The sequence below is a fragment of the Streptomyces flavochromogenes genome, assembly GCF_000717595.1.
Classification (GTDB): Bacteria; Actinomycetota; Actinomycetes; order Streptomycetales; family Streptomycetaceae; genus Streptomyces; species Streptomyces flavochromogenes.
Map to the genome: position 1 here is coordinate 162,668 of NZ_JNZO01000006.1, position 16,916 is coordinate 179,583.

Consider the following 16,916-nt stretch of genomic DNA (forward strand, 5'->3'; position numbering starts at 1 on the left):
ATTCAAGAGACTGTGATGTAAAAGTCGTACTTTTAATCCCGACGTGATCATCCGTGCGAGCCCGCATAGGCTTGCCACCATGACGACACCGGCTCAGGGGCTTCACTCGCACGTCCTCGCCGCCCTGGGTCTCGCGATCACCGCGGGGGAGTACCCGCCCGGCACGGTGCTGCGCTCCGACGAACTCGCCCAGCGCTTCGACGTGTCCCGGACCGTGGTCCGCGAGGTCGTCCGCGTCCTGGAGTCCATGCACCTCGTCGAGTCCCGCCGCCGCGTCGGCGTGACCGTCCTCCCCATCGCCGGCTGGAACGTCTACGACCCCCAGGTCATCCGCTGGCGCCTGGCCGGCTCCGACCGCCCCCGCCAGCTCCGCTCGCTCACCGTGCTCCGCTCGGCCGTCGAGCCCGTCGCCGCCGGCCTGGCCGCCGAGAACGCCACCCCGGACCAGTGCCGCGAGCTCACCGAGCACGCCCTCGGCATGGTCGCCACCTCGCGCGGCCGGCGCCTGGAGGAGTACCTCGTCCACGACATCGCCTTCCACCGGGTCGTGCTCAACGCCTCCGGGAACGAGATGTTCGCCCGCCTCGGCGACGTCGTCGCCGAGGTCCTCACCGGCCGCACCCACCACCACGTGATGTTCGAGGATCCCGACCCGGCCGCCGTCACCCTCCATGTCCAGGTCGCCGAGGCCGTACGGGAACGGGACGCGGCCCGCGCCGAGGAGCTCACCCGCCAGATCGCGGTCGGCGCCCTCCAGGAACTGGACGTCCTCGCTCCATAGGGCTCGCGACGAGCTCCGCGGCGGAACACCCGCAAACCACGCCGTAAACCTCAGGTAAAGCGGATGCAAGCTCTGAACTAGCTCAAATATGGGCGTTCAGTGACATGCGCCACAGTCAGTTACCGCTGCTTGCCGTGAGGATGTGCGCTGGCCGTGCCGGGGTGACCCCCCCCACCAGGCACGGCCGGGTACCGCACAGCCCCCTCACGAAGGCGAACAACTCCATGAGTGACCGCGTCATCGCGGCCGACCCGCTGTCCGCCCCCACGGCGAACCCGGCCGCCCCCCACGTCGACGCCGGCGACGCCGGATACCGCAAGGACCTCAAGTCCCGCCACATCAACATGATCGCCATCGGCGGCGCGATCGGCACCGGCCTCTTCCTGGGCGCGGGCGGACGGATGTCCCAGGCGGGCCCCTCCCTCTTCATCGCGTACGCGGTCTGTGGCGTCTTCGCCTTCTTCGTCGTGCGTGCCCTCGGCGAGCTCGTGCTCTACCGCCCCTCGTCCGGCGCCTTCGTCTCCTACGCCCGTGAGTTCATGGGCGAGAAGGGCGCCTACACGGCCGGCTGGCTGTACTTCCTCAACTGGTCGACCACCGCCGTCGCCGACATCACCGCGGCCGCGACCTACGCCCACTTCTGGTCGATGTTCAGCGACGTCCCCCAGTGGATCCTCGCGCTGATCGCCCTCGCGGTCGTCCTCGCCGCCAACCTCATCTCCGTGAAGTACTTCGGCGAGATGGAGTTCTGGTTCGCGATCATCAAGGTCGGCGCCCTCGTCGCCTTCATGCTGATCGGCATCTTCCTCGTCGTGACCTCGCACGACGTCGGCGGCAGTACTCCCGGCCTCTCCAACATCACCGACAACGGCGGCATCTTCCCCAACGGCATGATGCCGATGCTGCTGCTCATCCAGGGCGTCGTCTTCGCCTATGCCTCCGTCGAGCTGTGCGGCGTCGCCGCCGGTGAGACCGAGAACCCCGAGAAGATCATGCCGAAGGCGATCAACTCGATCATGTGGCGCGTGGGCCTCTTCTACGTCGGCTCCGTCGTCCTGCTCGCGCTGATCCTCCCGTACACCGCGTACTCCGGCGACCAGAGCCCCTTCGTCACCGTCTTCGACAAGCTGGGCATCCCCGGCGCCGCCGGCGTGATGAACCTGGTCGTCCTCACGGCCGCGCTCTCCAGCCTCAACTCGGGCCTCTACTCCACCGGCCGCATCCTGCGCTCCATGTCGCTCTCCGGCTCCGCGCCGAAGTTCACCGGCGTCATGAACAAGGGCGGCGTCCCCTACGGCGGCATCCTGCTCACCGCCGCCTTCGGTGTCATGGGTGTCGCGCTCAACTACGTGATGCCCGGCGAGGCCTTCGAACTGGTCCTCAACTTCGCCTCCATCGGCATCATCGGCACCTGGGCCATGATCATGGTCTGCTCGCTCCTGTTCTGGCGCAGCGCCCAGGCGGGCAGGCTGACCCGCCCCGGCTACAACCTGCCCTGGGCCCCGTACACCCAGATCGTGACCCTCGTCTTCCTCGGTTCCGTCCTCGTCCTCATGTGGATGGACGGCGGCATCAGCCGCACCACCGTCAACTGCCTGCCGCTCATCGCGGCGGCCCTCGTCGGCGGCTGGTTCCTCGTCCGCAAGCGGGTCCGTACGACCGCCGCGGCGAACCGCGACTGACCTCCCCCACGGGAACGGCGGGACCCTCGCAGGCACGGCCTGCGGGGGTCTCGCCTTTTGTCAGGAGATAGTGGTACGCAAGAGCCTTACAAGATCCGGTCGGAGGAAGGGAAGTTCGCGATGCCGCAGCACGTCCAGGGGGTCATCGCCCCCGGCAGGAACGAACCGGTACGGGTCGAGACGATCGTGATCCCCGATCCGGGCCCCGGTGAGGCCGTCGTGAAGATCCAGGCCTGTGGCGTCTGCCACACCGATCTCCACTACAAGCAGGGCGCGATCAACGACGAGTTCCCCTTCCTGCTCGGCCACGAGGCCGCCGGAATCGTCGAGTCGGTCGGCGAGGGCGTCACCGACGTCGAGCCCGGCGACTTCGTGATCCTCAACTGGCGCGCGGTGTGCGGCCAGTGCCGCGCCTGTCTGCGCGGCCGCCCCTGGTACTGCTTCGACACCCACAACGCCAAGCAGCGGATGACCCTGCTCGACGGCACGGAGCTGTCCCCGGCCCTCGGCATCGGCGCCTTCGCCGAGAAGACCCTCGTCGCCTCCGGCCAGTGCACCAAGGTCGACCCCGCCGTCGCCCCCGAGGTCGCTGGCCTCCTCGGCTGCGGCGTGATGGCCGGCATCGGCGCCGCCATCAACACCGGAAACGTCGGCCGGGGCGACACCGTCGCCGTCATCGGCTGCGGCGGCGTCGGCGACGCGGCGATCGTCGGCTCCCGCCTCGCCGGAGCCGCGAAGATCATCGCCGTCGACATCGACGACCGGAAGCTGGAGACGGCGAGGACGATGGGGGCGACCCACACCGTCAACTCCCGGTCCACCGACCCCGTCGAAGCCGTCCGCGAGCTCACCGGCGGCTTCGGCGCCGACGTCGTCATCGAGGCCGTCGGCCGCCCCGAGACCTACCGGCAGGCCTTCTACGCCCGCGACCTCGCCGGCACCGTCGTCCTCGTCGGCGTCCCCACCCCCGAGATGAAGCTCGAACTCCCGCTCCTCGACGTCTTCGGCCGCGGCGGCGCGCTGAAGTCCTCCTGGTACGGCGACTGCCTGCCCTCCCGCGACTTCCCGATGCTCGTCGACCTGCACCAGCAGGGCCGCATCGACCTCGCCGCCTTCGTCACCGAGACCATCGGTCTCGGCGACGTCGAGAAGGCCTTCGGCCGCATGCACGAGGGCGACGTGCTGCGCTCGGTGGTGGTGTTCTGATGGCCGCCCGCATCGACCACCTCGTCACCTCCGGCACCTTCAGCCTCGACGGCGGCACCTGGGACGTCGACAACAACGTCTGGATCGTCGGCGACGACAGCGAGGCGATCGTCATCGACGCCGCCCACGACGCCGAGGCCATCCTCGCCGCGCTCGACGGCCGCGCCCTGCGCGCCATCGTCTGCACCCACGCCCACAACGACCACATCGACGCGGCCCCGGCGCTCGCGGCCGCCACCGGCGCCCGCATCCTGCTCCACCCCGCCGACCAGCCGCTGTGGAAGCAGACCCACCCCGGCCACAGCCCCGACGGCGAACTCGCCGACGGTCAGGTCCTCACCATCGCGGGCACCGACCTCACGGTCCTGCACACTCCCGGTCACGCCCCCGGGGGCATCTGCCTGTACGCCCCCGACCTGGGCACGGTCTTCACCGGCGACACCCTCTTCCAGGGCGGCCCCGGCGCCACCGGCCGGTCCTTCTCGGACTTCCCGACGATCGTCGACTCGATCCGCGAGAAGCTCCTCACCCTCCCGCCGGAGACGGTGGTCCGCACCGGCCACGGCGACAGCACCACGATCGGCGCCGAGGCCCCGCACCTCCAGGAGTGGCTCAACCGAGGCCACTGAGAGCCAGCCGGCTCTCGAAGCGCCTCGGCGCACCCGTGAACGGGTCGGTGAACTCCAGCGTCCGGGCCAGCAGTTGCAGCGGACGCCGGAAGTCCTCCGGCCCGTCCTCACGGACCACCGGATAGATCGGATCGTGCAGGATCGGCAGCCCCAGCGCGTTCATGTGCACCCGCAGCTGATGCGTCCGCCCGGTCTCCGGCACCAGCCGGTAGCGCCCGAGGCCGCCCCGCCGCTCCACGAGCGCGATCCGGCTCTCGCTGTTCGGGTCGCCCGGCACCTCCCGGGCGGCCATCACCCCGCGCTCCTTCTCGATCCGGCTCCGCACCGTCACCGGCAGCTCCACCACCGGGTCGTACGGCGCCACCGCCTCGTACTCCTTGCGCACCAGCCGGTCCCGGAACAGCGTCTGGTACGCCCCCCGGTCCTCCGGCCGTACGACGCAGAGCACGAGGCCCGCCGTCAGGCGGTCGAGCCGGTGCGCGGGCTGCAACGACGGCAGCCCCAGCTCCCGTCGCAGCCGCGCGAGCGCGGTCTCCGTGACATGCCGCCCCCGGGGCATCGTGGCGAGGAAGTGCGGCTTGTCCGCGACGACGATCCGCTCGTCCCGGTACACCACCCCGATGGGGAACGGCACCGGCTCCTCCACGGGAAAGTCCCGGTGGAACCAGAGATAACGGCCCACGGTGTACGGATCGTCCCCGGCCACCGGCCCGTCGATCCCGACGAACCGGCCCTCACCGAGCATCTCCTCGACCCGCCCGGCCCCGACGGCCACCCCGTACCGGTCGAGCAGGTGCTCCCGTACGGTCGCCCAGACCCCGTCCGGGTCCTCGGGCAGCCGCAGGCGCACGGGGTCGATCCCGTCCCGCTGCGGCAACGGCGCGACCGGCGCCTTCGCTCTCCGTCTCACGGCTCCGCCTCGTGACTGCACGTATTCATGCCGAAAGTCCCGGTCGATGAGATCGACCGGGACTTCGTGTGGTGTCCGAGGGGGGACTTGAACCCCCACGCCCGATAAAGGGCACTAGCACCTCAAGCTAGCGCGTCTGCCATTCCGCCACCCGGACAAGGTGTCTGTCTTCCCGGCCGCTGGGCCCTTCCGACGAGGAAAACCATAGCAAACATTCGGGGTGGCCGATCACCACCCCTGGTCACCCCCTGCCGTGTGACAGCCGCATGTCGGCCGAGGGCCGCCCTTGGGCGGGGAGGGGGGCACGCGCGAGGATGGGGCGAGGACCGAAGCAATCACGTGGGGCACGTAGTGGGAGGAAGCAGCGTGAGCGAGTCGAACACGGGTCGAAGCGGCAACGCCGAGACCGCCGAGAACGAGGTCGTGGACCTCTGTCGCGACCTCATCCGCATCGACACCAGCAACTACGGCGACCACTCCGGCCCGGGTGAGCGGGCGGCGGCGGAGTACATCGCCGAGAAGCTCGCGGAGGTGGGTCTCGAGCCGAAGGTCATCGAGTCGCACCAGGGGCGGGCCTCCACCGTCGCCCGCATCGAGGGCGAGGACCCGTCGCGGCCGGCCCTGCTCATCCACGGCCACACCGACGTCGTCCCGGCCAACGCCGAGGACTGGACCCACCACCCCTTCTCCGGGGAGATCGCCGACGGCTGCGTCTGGGGCCGCGGCGCCGTCGACATGAAGGACATGGACGCGATGACCCTCGCGGTCGTCCGTGACCGGCTGCGCAGCGGCCGCAAGCCCCCGCGCGACATCGTCCTCGCCTTCCTCGCCGACGAGGAGGCGGGCGGCACCTACGGCGCCCGGCACCTGGTCGACAAGCACCGGGACCTCTTCGACGGGGTGACCGAGGCCATCGGCGAGGTCGGCGGCTTCTCCTTCACCGTGAACGAGAACCTGCGGCTCTACCTGGTCGAGACCGCCCAGAAGGGCATGCACTGGATGCGGCTCACCGTCGAGGGCACGGCCGGTCACGGCTCGATGACCAACGACGACAACGCCATCACCGAGCTCTGCGAGGCCGTCGGCCGGCTCGGCCGCCACCAGTGGCCGGTGCGGGTCACCAAGACCGTCCGCTCGTTCCTGGACGAGCTCTCCGACGCGCTGGGCACCCCGCTCGACCCCGAGGACATGGACGGCACCCTCGCCAAGCTCGGCGGCATCGCCAAGATGGTCGGCGCCACCCTGCGGAACTCGGCCGCCCCGACCATGCTCGGCGCCGGCTACAAGGTGAACGTGATCCCCGGCCAGGCCACCGCGCACGTCGACGGGCGTTTCCTGCCCGGCTACGAGCAGGAGTTCCTCGCCGACCTCGACCGGATCCTCGGCCCGAACGTGAAGCGCGAGGACGTCCACGGAGACAAGGCCCTGGAGACCAGCTTCGACGGGGCCCTGGTCGACGCCATGCAGCTGGCGCTGCGCGCCGAGGACCCGATCGCCCGCGCCGTGCCGTACATGCTGTCCGGCGGCACCGACGCGAAGTCCTTCGACGACCTCGGCATCCGTTGCTTCGGCTTCGCCCCGCTCCAGCTGCCGCCGGAGCTCGACTTCGCCGGCATGTTCCACGGCGTGGACGAGCGGGTGCCGGTGGACGGCCTGAAGTTCGGCGCCCGTGTCCTGGACCGTTTCATCGACGCCTGCTGACGACGATCGCGACGTCCGTGCACGGCACCCGTGCACGTCGTTCGCCGGAATTCGTCCGCGCGTTTGCATGTGACCGGAAAGAGTGAATGAACTCGGGGGCTCGTAGCCCCCACCATTCCCCCTCGTTACAGGTGGTGCGGTCCGCGGCTGGGACCGCATTTCCAACTAGGAGGAATAATGATCAAGAAGGTCGTCGCTGCTGCGGCTGCCACTGGCGGTCTGGTTCTCGCGGGCGCGGGCATGGCCGTTGCCGACTCGGGTGCCCAGGGTGCGGCCATCGGTTCCCCCGGTGTCCTCTCGGGCAACGTCGTCCAGGTGCCGGTTCACGTCCCCGTGAACGTGTGCGGCAACACGGTCTCCGTGATCGGGCTGCTGAACCCCGCCTTCGGCAACACCTGCGTCAACGCCTGACGTTGTGCCTCGCCCGTGAGGGCGTGAGCCGGTCCGGCCCCGGAGTGCGTGCCATGCACTCCGGGGCCGGTGGCCATTTCCGCCCCGGGTGTTCCGCCCGGTGGCACTCTTTCGAAGCCGATCAGGCAGGGAACAAGCTATGCGACAGGTCACGCGCAAGGGTCTTGTCACCGTTGCGGCAGCCGGAGGCGTTTTCGCCGCCGTCGGCGGCGGTTATGCGCACGCCGATTCCGGTGCGAACGGTACGGCCATGAATTCCCCGGGCGTCGCGTCCGGAAATTCCGTCCAGGTCCCGGTGCACGTGCCGGTGAACGCCTGCGGAAACACCGTCAACGTCGTCGGACTGCTCAATCCGGCGATGGGCAACAAGTGCGCCAACACCTCCAAGCCGGGTAGGCCCGGCAAGCCGGGCGGTGGTTCCTCCGCCGGCGGGCACACCGCCAACTCCCCGGGCGTCGGCTCCGGCAACACCGTCCAGGTGCCCGTCGACGTCCCGGTCAACGTGTGCGGCAACAGCGTCACGGGCATCGGCCTCGGCAACGCCGCCGCGGGCAACAGCTGCGGCAACGGCATCGAGCCGACGCATCCGGGCAATCCCGGGAACCCTGGCAACCCGGGCAACCCCGGGAATCCGGGCAATCCCGGGAACCCCGGGAACCCCGGGAACCCTGGCAACCCGGGCAACCCCGGGAATCCGGGTAACCCGGGGAACCCGGGGAACCCGGGGAATCCGGGCAACCCCGGCAACCCCGGCAACCCCGGCACTCCGGGTACTCCTGGAACCCCCGGCACTCCGGGGACGCCCGGCACCCCGGGCAACCCGGGTACCCCCGGCACTGAGGGTGGTCCGAACACCCCGGGTGAGCACAGCGTCACGCCGCCCCGTGCCGTCGAGGAGCTCGCCGAGACCGGCTCCGGTCCGCTCGGCGTGATCGTCCCCGCCGGGGCCGGTCTGCTGCTCGCCGGTTCGCTGATCTACCGCCGGTCCCGCAGCGCCGCCTGACTCGCGGCGCCGCCTGACCCGCAGCGCCGCCTGACCCGCGGCGCCGGTCGAGACGCGCGGAGGGCCGATCCAGGCGCACCGCGCGCGGCGCACGCGCACCACGCACAGGGGCCCCGCAGACCGCGGGGCCCCTTCTCGTCGTACTACCAGGTCGCTCGAACCTGGCGGATGATCCGCCGCTTCAGCCGCACTCTGCGGCTCCCGTCCCGGTGCAGGCTCAGACGGTCCAACTCCCAGTGTCCGTACTCGGCATGGTCGGTCAGCAGGCGCGTCGCCTCCCTGCGGGAGACACCGCGCGGCACGTACACGTCGACAAATTCGTATTCCGGCATCGCATCTATTGTGCGGGCACGGGCCCGCTACGGATAGCGTGCGTCCCATGTCTGATGCTGCGCAGCCCACCGCTGCCGAGGTACGTGCCGCCGCCGAGGCGGTCAAAGCCGCACTGGACCGTCACCTCACGGCGGTCGAACGCCGCACGGGTGACGACGACCCGGCCGTCTACGAAGCCTTCAACGCCCTCGCGGGGGCGGCCGAGGCGTACGACGAACTCCTCTACGACCGCTACGACGAGGTCACTCCCTTCGAGATCCCCGGAGCGGACGGTTCGCTGCCGCCGTACGCCGGACCCGACGAACCGCATGCGCTCAGCCTGCTGATCCGCCGCGACTACGCCGTGGCGGAACCGAAGCGTCTGCTCGCCCAGGCCCGCCGTATCGCCGAGATCGACGGCGAGGCGGACGCCGCCACCGGTCCCGGCGCCCGGGCCGGAGTCTCGCCGCTCGCCGCGCTCGGTGTGCTCTTCGGAGAGTACGAACCGGACGAGATCGCCTCCCGGCACAAGGAGTTCGGCCTGGAGGAGGGGGACTCCACGCTCTGGGTCACCGCCGCCGAGGAGCTCCCGGAACCGGGGGAGTGGCTCAACGCCCCCTTCGAGCACGCCGATCCGGAGCGGATCGTCTGCCGCTTCGACGTCAGCTCCGTCTTCGACGAGGACGAGGACGGCGATCACGACGGCGACGAGGACGGGGCGGGCCGCGCCGCCTCCTGAGGCAGACCTGGGGGAGCGTGAGACGCGGGGAGACGGCGGAGGGCCGGGACACCGATCGTGGTGTCCCGGCCCTCCGCCGTTCCGCGCTCAGGCCCCTGTCGCCCGGGGCCCACGCTCCTCGCGGTTCCTACTCCTCGGGCACGGCGAGCAGCGCCTCCAGGAGCGGCCGCAGTCGCGTCGTACGCTCCGGGGCCACGCCCTCGGCCACCGCGCGCGGCAGCGCCTGGTCCACGCCGTGCACGACGGACAGGTGCCGCTCCGCGCGGCCGAACGCCGTGTACACCCACGGCCTGCTCAGGCCCCCGGCTGCGTCGCCCGGCAGCACCACGACCACCGCGGGCCAGCGCAGCCCGGCCGCCTGGTGCGCGGTGAGAGCCCAGCCGTGCCGCAGCGCCGACTCCACGCGCTCCTTCGGTACGAGGAGCTCCTCGTCGCCGCACCGCAGCCGCAGCCCCTCGGCGTCGGCCGACAGGACCGTGCCCGTCACCGTGCGCCCCGGCACGGGCGCGTAGGCCACGCGGTCCCCGGGGTCGTAACCGCCGAACCGGCCCGGACCGGGGTTCAGCCGCTGCTTGAGCGCGGCGTTCAACGCGCGCGTACCGGCCGAGCCGCCGTGGCCGACCGTGACGACCTGCGTCTGCTCGGCCGGTACCCCGATCGCCCGCGGCACCGAGTCGGCCACCAGCTGGACGGTACGGTGCACGGCCTCGCCGGCGTCCCGCACGGGGACGATCACGATCTCCTTGCCGGGTGCCTCGACCTGGTTCAGCTCGCCGGCGCCGATGCCCGAGACGAGCTCGCCGAGCGGGCCCGGGTCGGGCACGCGCGAGGCGATCCGCGGGCAGACCCGGGCCGCGACCACATCGCCGAAGACCTGGCCGGCACCCGGCGCGCCGAGCACGGCCGGGTCGCCGCTCAGTACCAGCCGGCAGCTGTCGGGCAGCGACTCCACGAGCATCGCGGCGGTCTCCACGTCCAGCTGTGGTGCGTCGAGCACCACCAGGAGGTCCAGGGCGAAGGCCCCCTCCTCGTCCCGGCCGGGCCCGGCCGCTCCGGAGAGCAGCGCGGCGACCGTCACCGCGTCCGCCCCGGCAGGGCCGAGCGCGCGCCGCCCGCCGTCCGCGTGGACGGCGACCAGGGTGCGCAGCCCGCGCTCGCGGGCGGCCGCGGCGAGGGCGACCGGCTCGGCGCGGGAGGCCTCGCCGCCCGTGTGCAGGACGAGGCCGTGCGCCCCGGCGGCCCGTTCGAGCTCGGAGCCCTCCCAGGGGTCGGCCGCCGCCGTCCTGACCAGCCGGGCGAGGCCGTCCGCGAGGCTCTCCTCCGCGAGCGCGTACCGGTCGAGCCCCAGCAGCACGGTCGCGGCCGGCTCGTCGGTGGCGGCCTCAGCTGCCTCCGGCGACTCCTCGTCCTCCTCGTGCACCTCCTCGGCCGACTCCTCCTCCTGGAAGACGAGGACCGCGCCCGCGGACACCGCCTCCTCGACGGCCGACCCGGGATCGGGCACCGCGTGCCCGGCGAGTCCGGCGCGCACGGTGTCGATCTCCAGCGCCGTGTGCCCCTGGAGCGCCGCCCGCTCCAGGAGCCACACCGTCAGGGCCACCGTCCGGCGTGGGTCGTCGGGGCCGCACGCGGCGCCGAGCAGCGCCCGCGCGAAGCCGTCGGCCTGCTCGGGGCGGAGCCCGGGGACCGCGAGCAGCTGCCAGGGGTCGTCGAGCAGGGCCTGGGCCGCGCCCTCGCCGAGCGCGGCGGCCACCTGTGCGGCCAGGGTCTCGGGGGCGCCGCCCTTGGCCAGGACCTCCCGCACGGCGGCGGTGGTGCCGGGAGCCGGGGCGGACGCCTGCGCCGGTACGGGCGGCCGCACCGTCAGGGCGGGGGTCGCTTCGGGGGTGGGCCGGCGGGGTGCGGGCTCGGGGGCCTCGTAGAACGCGCTGCCCGAGGCCGCGCCGCCCTCCACGGCCCGGACGGCCGCGAGCAGATCGGCGGCCGTGCCGCTCAGCTTGGCGCCGCTCGACAGGGGCCCTTCCTTCTCGGCCTTGCGCGCCTCGATCTTCGCCCGCAGCTCCCGCTGCGCGGCGAGCTCGGCCTGCGCGTCGCTCAACTCGGGCGTGTCGGAGGGCTTGGCGCCTGCGTCCCCGTCCGCGCCGGGCTCCTCGGAGGCTCCGGCCGCCTCGGCCGCCTCGGAGGTGGGTTCGTCGGGCTCGGCGCCGGCCGACTCGTGAGACGCGTCGGCGACGTCGGGCTCGTCCGACGTCTCCGCCGCGTCCGCGTCGGGCTCGTCCGAGTCCTCGGCCACGTCGGGCTCCTGAGCCGCCGTGGGCTCCTCGGCCGCCGCCGGCTCCTCGCCGGTCGCCGACTCCTCGGCCGTCCCCGGCTCCTCCGGCTCGGCGGCTCCCTGCCGTACGTCCTCCTGGACGTCCTCGGTGGGTGCCACGTCCTCGGGTGCCTCGGGCGCGGTCTCCCCGGAAGGCTCGGTCACAAGGTGCTCCAGTCGTGATCCGGATAGCGGTGCACGGGCGCCGACACATCGTCCAGCGCCCGACAGATCTCGTCAGGAAGACTAAGGGTCTCCACCGACAACGCGGCCGTGAGCTGGCGCGCCGTGCGCGCGCCGACGATCGGCGCGGTCACCCCGGGCCGGTCGCGGACCCAGGCGAGCGCCACGTGCAGCGGGGTCGTCGCGAGGCCGTCGGCGGCCGTCGTGACCGCGTCCACGATCCTGCTCGCGGCATCGTCCAGATACGGCTCCACGAACGGGGCCATCGTCTCCGAGGCGCCGCGCGAGTCGGACGGGGTCCCGCCGCGGTACTTGCCCGTGAGGACCCCGCGCCCCAGCGGGGAGGAGGGCAGCAGGCCTATCCCGAGGTCCTGCGCCGCCGGCAGCACCTCGCGCTCCACGCCCCGCTGGAGCAGCGAGTACTCCAGCTGCGCCCCCGCCAGCCGCGTCCGGTCCCCGCCGAGCTGCCAGGTGCCCGCCTTGGCGAGCTGCCAGCCGCAGAAGTTCGCCACGCCCGCGTACCGCGCGCGTCCGCTGCGTACCGCGATGTCGAGCGCCTGGAGCGACTCCTCGAGCGGCGTGTACGGGTCGAAGGCGTGCAGCTGCCACAGGTCCACGTGGTCCGTGCCGAGCCGGGCGAGGGAGGCGTCGAGCGCGGCGAGCAGATGCCCGCGCGAGCCGTCCGTACGCCGGTCGGGGTCCGGCACGCTGCCCGCCTTGGTCGAGAGGACCAGGTCCTGCCGGGGCACGAGCCGCTCCATGAGACGGCCGAGCAGATACTCCGCCTCGCCCCCGCCGTACACGTCGGCGGTGTCCACGAGCGTGCCGCCCGCGTCCCAGAACGACTTCAACTGCTCGGCGGCGTCGTGCTCGTCGGTGTCCCGGCCCCAGGTGAGGGTGCCGAGTCCGATGCGCGACACACGCAGGCCGGTACGTCCGAGATGCCTCTGCTCCATGGGCGCGAGATTACTGGCCAGGGCACCACGCGGAGAGAGCCTGTGGACAACGGCGTCCTGACGGATGCGCCGACCGCGCGCTAGAGTCCCGCCCACAAGAACGTTACCGATGGGTAAGGGGTGCGTGGACATGCGGCTCGGCATCAACCTCGGCTACTGGGGCGCGGGCATGGACGGCGACAACCTCGCCGTCGCCCAGGAGGCGGACCGCCTCGGCTACGACGTCTGCTGGGCCGCCGAGGCCTACGGCTCCGACGCGCCCACCGTGCTGGCCTGGGTCGCGGCGAAGACGGAGCGGATCGACGTCGGCTCCGCGATCATGCAGATCCCGGCCCGGCAGCCCGCGATGACGGCCATGACCGCCGCCACCCTCGACTCGCTCACCGGCGGCCGCTTCCGCCTCGGCCTCGGCGTCTCCGGACCGCAGGTCTCCGAGGGCTGGTACGGCGTGAAGTTCGACAAGCCGCTGGCCCGGACCCGTGAGTACGTCGAGATCGTCCGCAAGGCGATGACCCGGGAGCGCCTCAGCTACGAGGGCGAGCACTGGACCCTGCCGCTCCCGGGCGGCCCCGGCAAGCCGATCAAGCTCACCGTGCACCCGGAGCGAGAGCACATCCCGCTCTACATCGCCGCGATCGGTCCCAAGAACCTGGAGCAGACCGGCGAGATCGCCGACGGCGCCCTGCTGATCTTCCCCTCCGCCGCCCACCTGGAGGAGACCGCGCTCCGGCACATTCGCGCGGGCCGCGAGAAGGCCGGGCTGACGATGGACGGCTTCGACGTCTGTCCCACCGTGCCGCTCGCCCTGGGGGACGACGTCGACGCCCTCGCCGACGTGTTCCGCCCGTACACCGCGCTGTACGTCGGCGGCATGGGCAGCCGCAAGCAGAACTTCTACAACCAGCTCGCGCAGCGCATGGGCTACGAGAAGGAGGCGGCCGAGATCCAGGACAAGTACCTGGCTGGCGACAAGGCGGGTGCCGCCGCGGCCGTACCGCAGAGCCTGATCGACCAGACCTCGCTGCTCGGGTCCGTCGAGCGGATCGCCGAGCGGATGACGGCCTACGCGGAGGCCGGTGTCACCACCCTGACCCTCGCCCCGGCCGGCTTCACCCTGGACGAGCGGGTGGCGGCGCTGCGGGCGGGCGTCGAGGCGATGGAGCGAGCCGGACTGGCGTGACCCCGAGGGGCGCCGTCGGAGGTTCTGCGGCCGTGGTGGGGGCTCGGGGGTCTTCCCCGCCACGGCCGTCACGCTGCACAACGGCTTCGCGGGGCCCTCGGTTACGCCCTCGGGACTCACTCTTTCGGCCGAGTCGTCGGGTCCTCGTGTTGCCCCTCGCCGCGTACCGCATTTGACTCGTTGTCCCGGGGGCCGGACGGAGTGCGGACATGCGCACGGAGGTGGCGGCGATGCTCACGGCCAAGGGTCTGTTCCAGGAAATCATCGACAACGACGAGTCCTTCGCCCTCTTCTGCTCGATCGCGGCGAGCGGCGAGTCCCAGGGCGGCTGGGAGAACGCCCGGATCGCGGCGCTCGTCGCCCCCGGCATGAGGGATCTCACGCCCAAGATCACCCGCCACGGCGCCGACGAGGACAAGCACGGCCGGATCTTCAACGCGCTGATGAAGAAGCGCGGCCTCGAACCCGTCCCGGTGCCGCCCGACACCGACTACACGATGCTGCTCGAACAGCGCGGCATCGGCCTCGCGCACGACAAGCTGCGCCGCGACGAGCCGCTGACCGAGCACGACATCGTCGTCTACCTCGCCCACAGCCGGGTCACCGAGCAGCGGGCCGCCGACCAGATGGACATGCTGGTCACGTACTTCGGGGACCATCCCGAACTCGGCAAGGCCATCCACATGATCGACAACGACGAGGTGAACCACCTCGCCTACTGCCACGAGGAACTGCTGCGCCTCGCGCGCGCGGGGCACGGCCGGCTCATCCAGCGGACCCTGCGCGAGTCCGCCCTCGTCGAGATCCAGGTCTACCGCGACGTCAGTCTCGCCGTGATGGGCCACATGGGGCGGATCCTGCGCTGGCCCAGGCCCAAGGCCGCCGCGCTCGCCGCCGGCATCCGCGGGATGTACGTGTACGAGCGTGCCGCGGGCTGGCACCGGATGGTCGGCCTGAAGATGCCCGAGCGACTCGACGCCCTCGGCGGGCCCGCGACCCCCGCCCCGGCGTTCTGACCCGCTCCGGGGCGGCCGCCGGGCCGCGGGGGGCGGGCCGGCGGCTCACATCCAGCCGCGCCGCTTGAACATCCGGTACAGGGTGAGGACGATGCCCGCCATCGCCACGAGCACCACCGGGTACGAGGCCACCCAGCGCAGCTCCGGCATGTGGTCGAAGTTCATGCCGTAGATGCCCGCGACCATCGTGGGGACGGCCGCCATGGCCGCCCACGCCGAGATCTTCCGCATGTCGTCGTTCTGCCGCACCCCCATCTGCGCGAGGTGGGCCGACAGCACGTCGGACAGCAGCCGGTCGAGCCCCTCCACCTGCTCGTTGGCGCGCAGCAGATGGTCGTTGACGTCCCGGAAGAAGGGCTGCGACCTCTCGTTCACGAACGGCACCGAACCGCCCGTGAGCCGGGACATCGGCCCGGCGAGCGGACCGCTGGCCCGGCGGAACTCCAGGACCTGCCGCTTCGCCGTGTAGATCCGCTCCGCCGTGTTCGCGGGATTGCCGCCGGTGGGCGCGAAGACGTCCGCCTCCAGCTCCTCGAGGTCGACCTGGAGCTCGCCCGCCACATCGAGGTAGTGGTCCACGATCGCGTCGCTCACCGCGTACAGCACCGCCGTCGGCCCGTGCTTCAGGACCTCCGGGTCGGCTTCGAGCCGCCGGCGCACCTGCGCGAGCGGAGCGCCCTCGCCGTGCCGGACGGTCACCACGAAGGAGTCGCCCATGAACAGCATCAGCTCGCCCGAGGAGACCCGGTCGCTCTCCGGCTCGTAGTCGACCGGTTTGAGCACCGCGAACAGCGAGTCGTCGTAGACCTCGAGCTTGGGACGCTGGTGGGCCTTCAGCGCGTCCTCGACGGCCAGCGGGTGCAGCGCGAACTCCGAGGCGACATGGTCGAATTCCGCCTCCGTGGGCTCGTGGAGCCCCACCCACAGAAAGGCGTCCCCGGTGGCCCGCGCCTGGTCGAGCGCGTCGGAGAGGTCGGCGGGGCCGTCCGTACGGCGCCCGTCCCGGTAGATGGCTGAGTCCACGATCACGCGCCGTATTCTCCATCGAACGGCCTCGCGACGCACGCGTGGATCCGCCCGCAGCGCCGCCGGCCCCGGAGGCCGGACCCGTCGGGCACCTGCGGGCACCGCCTAGGCTGGCCGCCATGGCCACGTTGATCCTCGTCCGGCACGGACGCTCCACCGCCAACACCTCCGGGGTCCTCGCCGGGCGCACCCCCGGGATCTCCCTCGACGAGCGGGGCGCCGCGCAGGCCGCCGCGCTCCCCGGGCGGCTGGCGGACGTCCCGCTCGCCGCCGTCGTCTCCAGTCCCCTCCAGCGCTGCCGGGAGACCGTACGGCCCCTCCTCGACGCCCGCCCGGACCTCCCGCTGCACGTCGAGGACCGGATCAACGAGTGCGACTACGGCGACTGGTCCGGCCGGAAGCTGGCCGAGCTCAACGACGAACCCCTGATGGAGGTCGTCCAGGCGCACGCCTCCGCCGCGGCCTTCCCCGGCGGCGAGTCCATGCGCGCGATGCAGGCCCGTGCCGTCGACGCCGTGCACGACTGGAACGCGCGGATCGAGGCCGAACACGGCGAGGACGCCGCCTACGTCATGTGCTCGCACGGCGACATCGTCAAGTCGATCGTGGCGGACGCGCTCGGCCTCCACCTCGACCTCTTCCAGCGCATCCACGTCGACCCGTGCTCGGTCACCGTCATCCGCTACACGCGCCTGCGTCCCTTCCTCGTCCGCCTCGGCGACACCGGGGACTTCGCCGGCTTCGCCCCGCGCGAGCACCCCGACAGCAGTGGGACCGCTGAGGTCGGGGGCGGTGCGGGCGCACCGTGATCCCTTCGCGCAGTAGGGTGGACGCGCCGCTGTAGTACGACTGTCGAGACGCAAGGGAGCC

At 72.0% G+C, this 16,916-nt stretch carries 16 protein-coding genes and 1 tRNA gene; 11 read left to right on the forward strand and 6 right to left on the reverse strand.

From position 1 onward, the window contains the following. The first annotated feature begins 79 nt into the window (after window positions 1-79). The 4 genes from IF00_RS0108475 to IF00_RS0108490 all read left to right on the forward strand — a co-directional run bounded on the left by IF00_RS0108475 (window position 80) and on the right by IF00_RS0108490 (window position 4,298). A complete protein-coding gene (locus IF00_RS0108475; protein ID WP_030315912.1) occupies window positions 80-781 on the forward strand; it encodes a FadR/GntR family transcriptional regulator in 702 nt (233 codons plus the stop codon). Between the two features lie 224 nt (window positions 782-1,005). After that, the gene (locus IF00_RS0108480) at window positions 1,006-2,463 is read left to right on the forward strand and encodes an amino acid permease (protein WP_030315914.1); all 1,458 of its coding nucleotides are present in this window, start codon (window positions 1,006-1,008) and stop codon (window positions 2,461-2,463) included. A 120-nt stretch (window positions 2,464-2,583) separates the two neighbouring features. Continuing rightward, window positions 2,584-3,669 carry an S-(hydroxymethyl)mycothiol dehydrogenase gene (locus tag IF00_RS0108485; protein ID WP_030315916.1) on the forward strand — a complete coding sequence of 362 codons (1,086 nt, stop codon included), beginning with the start codon at window positions 2,584-2,586 and terminating at the stop codon, window positions 3,667-3,669. Further along, on the forward strand, window positions 3,669-4,298 hold the full coding sequence (locus tag IF00_RS0108490) for an MBL fold metallo-hydrolase (RefSeq protein WP_030315917.1): 630 nt from the start codon (window positions 3,669-3,671) through the stop codon (window positions 4,296-4,298). Before IF00_RS0108485 ends, IF00_RS0108490 begins: the two co-directional genes overlap by 1 nt. Here the strand turns inward: IF00_RS0108490 and IF00_RS0108495 are convergent. Together IF00_RS0108495 and IF00_RS0108500 are read right to left on the reverse strand one after the other, a co-directional pair. Further along, entirely contained in the window at window positions 4,282-5,208 is a 927-nt protein-coding gene (locus tag IF00_RS0108495; protein WP_030315919.1) for a pseudouridine synthase, read from the reverse strand. The genes IF00_RS0108490 and IF00_RS0108495 overlap by 17 nt on opposite strands. Before the next feature lie 69 nt (window positions 5,209-5,277). Continuing rightward, window positions 5,278-5,365 (reverse strand) — tRNA-Leu (locus IF00_RS0108500). Between the two features lie 209 nt (window positions 5,366-5,574). Here IF00_RS0108500 and IF00_RS0108505 point away from each other — a divergent pair. The 3 genes from IF00_RS0108505 (at window position 5,575) to IF00_RS45565 (ending at window position 8,323) form a co-directional block, all read left to right on the forward strand. Next, window positions 5,575-6,909, forward strand: coding sequence for a M20/M25/M40 family metallo-hydrolase (locus IF00_RS0108505; RefSeq protein WP_030315923.1), 1,335 nt, complete (start codon window positions 5,575-5,577; stop codon window positions 6,907-6,909). Between the two features lie 177 nt (window positions 6,910-7,086). Then, window positions 7,087-7,320 (forward strand): chaplin ChpH, encoded by a 234-nt coding sequence (gene chpH, locus IF00_RS0108510; RefSeq protein ID WP_030315925.1) that lies wholly within the window; start codon window positions 7,087-7,089, stop codon window positions 7,318-7,320. A gap of 139 nt (window positions 7,321-7,459) precedes the next feature. After that, complete coding sequence (locus IF00_RS45565; RefSeq protein ID WP_030315927.1) at window positions 7,460-8,323, forward strand: chaplin; 864 nt, start codon at window positions 7,460-7,462, stop codon at window positions 8,321-8,323. 143 nt (window positions 8,324-8,466) lie between these two features. Here the strand turns inward: IF00_RS45565 and IF00_RS0108520 are convergent, their stop codons facing one another. Beyond that, complete coding sequence (locus tag IF00_RS0108520) at window positions 8,467-8,655, reverse strand: DUF5703 family protein (RefSeq protein ID WP_030315929.1); 189 nt, start codon at window positions 8,653-8,655, stop codon at window positions 8,467-8,469. Between the two features lie 47 nt (window positions 8,656-8,702). Between IF00_RS0108520 and IF00_RS0108525 the strand changes: the two genes are divergently transcribed. Then, entirely contained in the window at window positions 8,703-9,374 is a 672-nt protein-coding gene (locus IF00_RS0108525; protein ID WP_030315931.1) for a hypothetical protein, read from the forward strand. A 127-nt stretch (window positions 9,375-9,501) separates the two neighbouring features. Here the strand turns inward: IF00_RS0108525 and IF00_RS0108530 are convergent, their stop codons facing one another. Together IF00_RS0108530 and IF00_RS0108535 are read right to left on the reverse strand one after the other, a co-directional pair. Next, the gene (locus tag IF00_RS0108530) at window positions 9,502-11,850 is read right to left on the reverse strand and encodes a helix-hairpin-helix domain-containing protein (RefSeq protein ID WP_030315933.1); all 2,349 of its coding nucleotides are present in this window, start codon (window positions 11,848-11,850) and stop codon (window positions 9,502-9,504) included. After that, window positions 11,847-12,824 carry an aldo/keto reductase gene (locus tag IF00_RS0108535; protein WP_030315935.1) on the reverse strand — a complete coding sequence of 326 codons (978 nt, stop codon included), beginning with the start codon at window positions 12,822-12,824 and terminating at the stop codon, window positions 11,847-11,849. Before IF00_RS0108535 ends, IF00_RS0108530 begins: the two co-directional genes overlap by 4 nt. Before the next feature lie 130 nt (window positions 12,825-12,954). Between IF00_RS0108535 and IF00_RS0108540 the strand changes: the two genes are divergently transcribed. Beyond that, complete coding sequence (locus IF00_RS0108540; RefSeq protein ID WP_030315937.1) at window positions 12,955-14,004, forward strand: LLM class F420-dependent oxidoreductase; 1,050 nt, start codon at window positions 12,955-12,957, stop codon at window positions 14,002-14,004. Window positions 14,005-14,234: 230 nt separating this feature from the next. Continuing rightward, window positions 14,235-15,020 carry a hypothetical protein gene (locus IF00_RS0108545; RefSeq protein WP_030315938.1) on the forward strand — a complete coding sequence of 262 codons (786 nt, stop codon included), beginning with the start codon at window positions 14,235-14,237 and terminating at the stop codon, window positions 15,018-15,020. Window positions 15,021-15,065: 45 nt separating this feature from the next. Here the strand turns inward: IF00_RS0108545 and IF00_RS0108550 are convergent, their stop codons facing one another. After that, window positions 15,066-16,058 (reverse strand): magnesium and cobalt transport protein CorA, encoded by a 993-nt coding sequence (locus tag IF00_RS0108550; protein WP_030315940.1) that lies wholly within the window; start codon window positions 16,056-16,058, stop codon window positions 15,066-15,068. A gap of 107 nt (window positions 16,059-16,165) precedes the next feature. Between IF00_RS0108550 and IF00_RS0108555 the strand changes: the two genes are divergently transcribed. Next, complete coding sequence (locus IF00_RS0108555; protein WP_030315942.1) at window positions 16,166-16,855, forward strand: histidine phosphatase family protein; 690 nt, start codon at window positions 16,166-16,168, stop codon at window positions 16,853-16,855. The last annotated feature ends 61 nt before the right edge of the window (window positions 16,856-16,916 follow it).

Excerpts from the sequence above, each read along its gene's own strand:
- IF00_RS0108485 (WP_030315916.1), top strand. The coding sequence starts at position 2,584 with ATGCCGCAGCACGTCCAGGGGGTCATCGCCCCCGGCAGGAACGAACCG.
- IF00_RS0108525 (WP_030315931.1), top strand. The coding sequence starts at position 8,703 with ATGTCTGATGCTGCGCAGCCCACCGCTGCCGAGGTACGTGCCGCCGCC.
- IF00_RS0108520 (WP_030315929.1), bottom strand. The coding sequence starts at position 8,655 with ATGCCGGAATACGAATTTGTCGACGTGTACGTGCCGCGCGGTGTCTCC.
- IF00_RS0108555 (WP_030315942.1), top strand. The coding sequence starts at position 16,166 with ATGGCCACGTTGATCCTCGTCCGGCACGGACGCTCCACCGCCAACACC.
- IF00_RS0108475 (WP_030315912.1), top strand. The coding sequence starts at position 80 with ATGACGACACCGGCTCAGGGGCTTCACTCGCACGTCCTCGCCGCCCTG.
- IF00_RS0108535 (WP_030315935.1), bottom strand. The coding sequence starts at position 12,824 with ATGGAGCAGAGGCATCTCGGACGTACCGGCCTGCGTGTGTCGCGCATC.
- IF00_RS0108480 (WP_030315914.1), top strand. The coding sequence starts at position 1,006 with ATGAGTGACCGCGTCATCGCGGCCGACCCGCTGTCCGCCCCCACGGCG.
- IF00_RS0108540 (WP_030315937.1), top strand. The coding sequence starts at position 12,955 with ATGCGGCTCGGCATCAACCTCGGCTACTGGGGCGCGGGCATGGACGGC.
- IF00_RS0108545 (WP_030315938.1), top strand. The coding sequence starts at position 14,235 with ATGCTCACGGCCAAGGGTCTGTTCCAGGAAATCATCGACAACGACGAG.
- IF00_RS0108490 (WP_030315917.1), top strand. The coding sequence starts at position 3,669 with ATGGCCGCCCGCATCGACCACCTCGTCACCTCCGGCACCTTCAGCCTC.
- chpH (WP_030315925.1), top strand. The coding sequence starts at position 7,087 with ATGATCAAGAAGGTCGTCGCTGCTGCGGCTGCCACTGGCGGTCTGGTT.
- IF00_RS45565 (WP_030315927.1), top strand. The coding sequence starts at position 7,460 with ATGCGACAGGTCACGCGCAAGGGTCTTGTCACCGTTGCGGCAGCCGGA.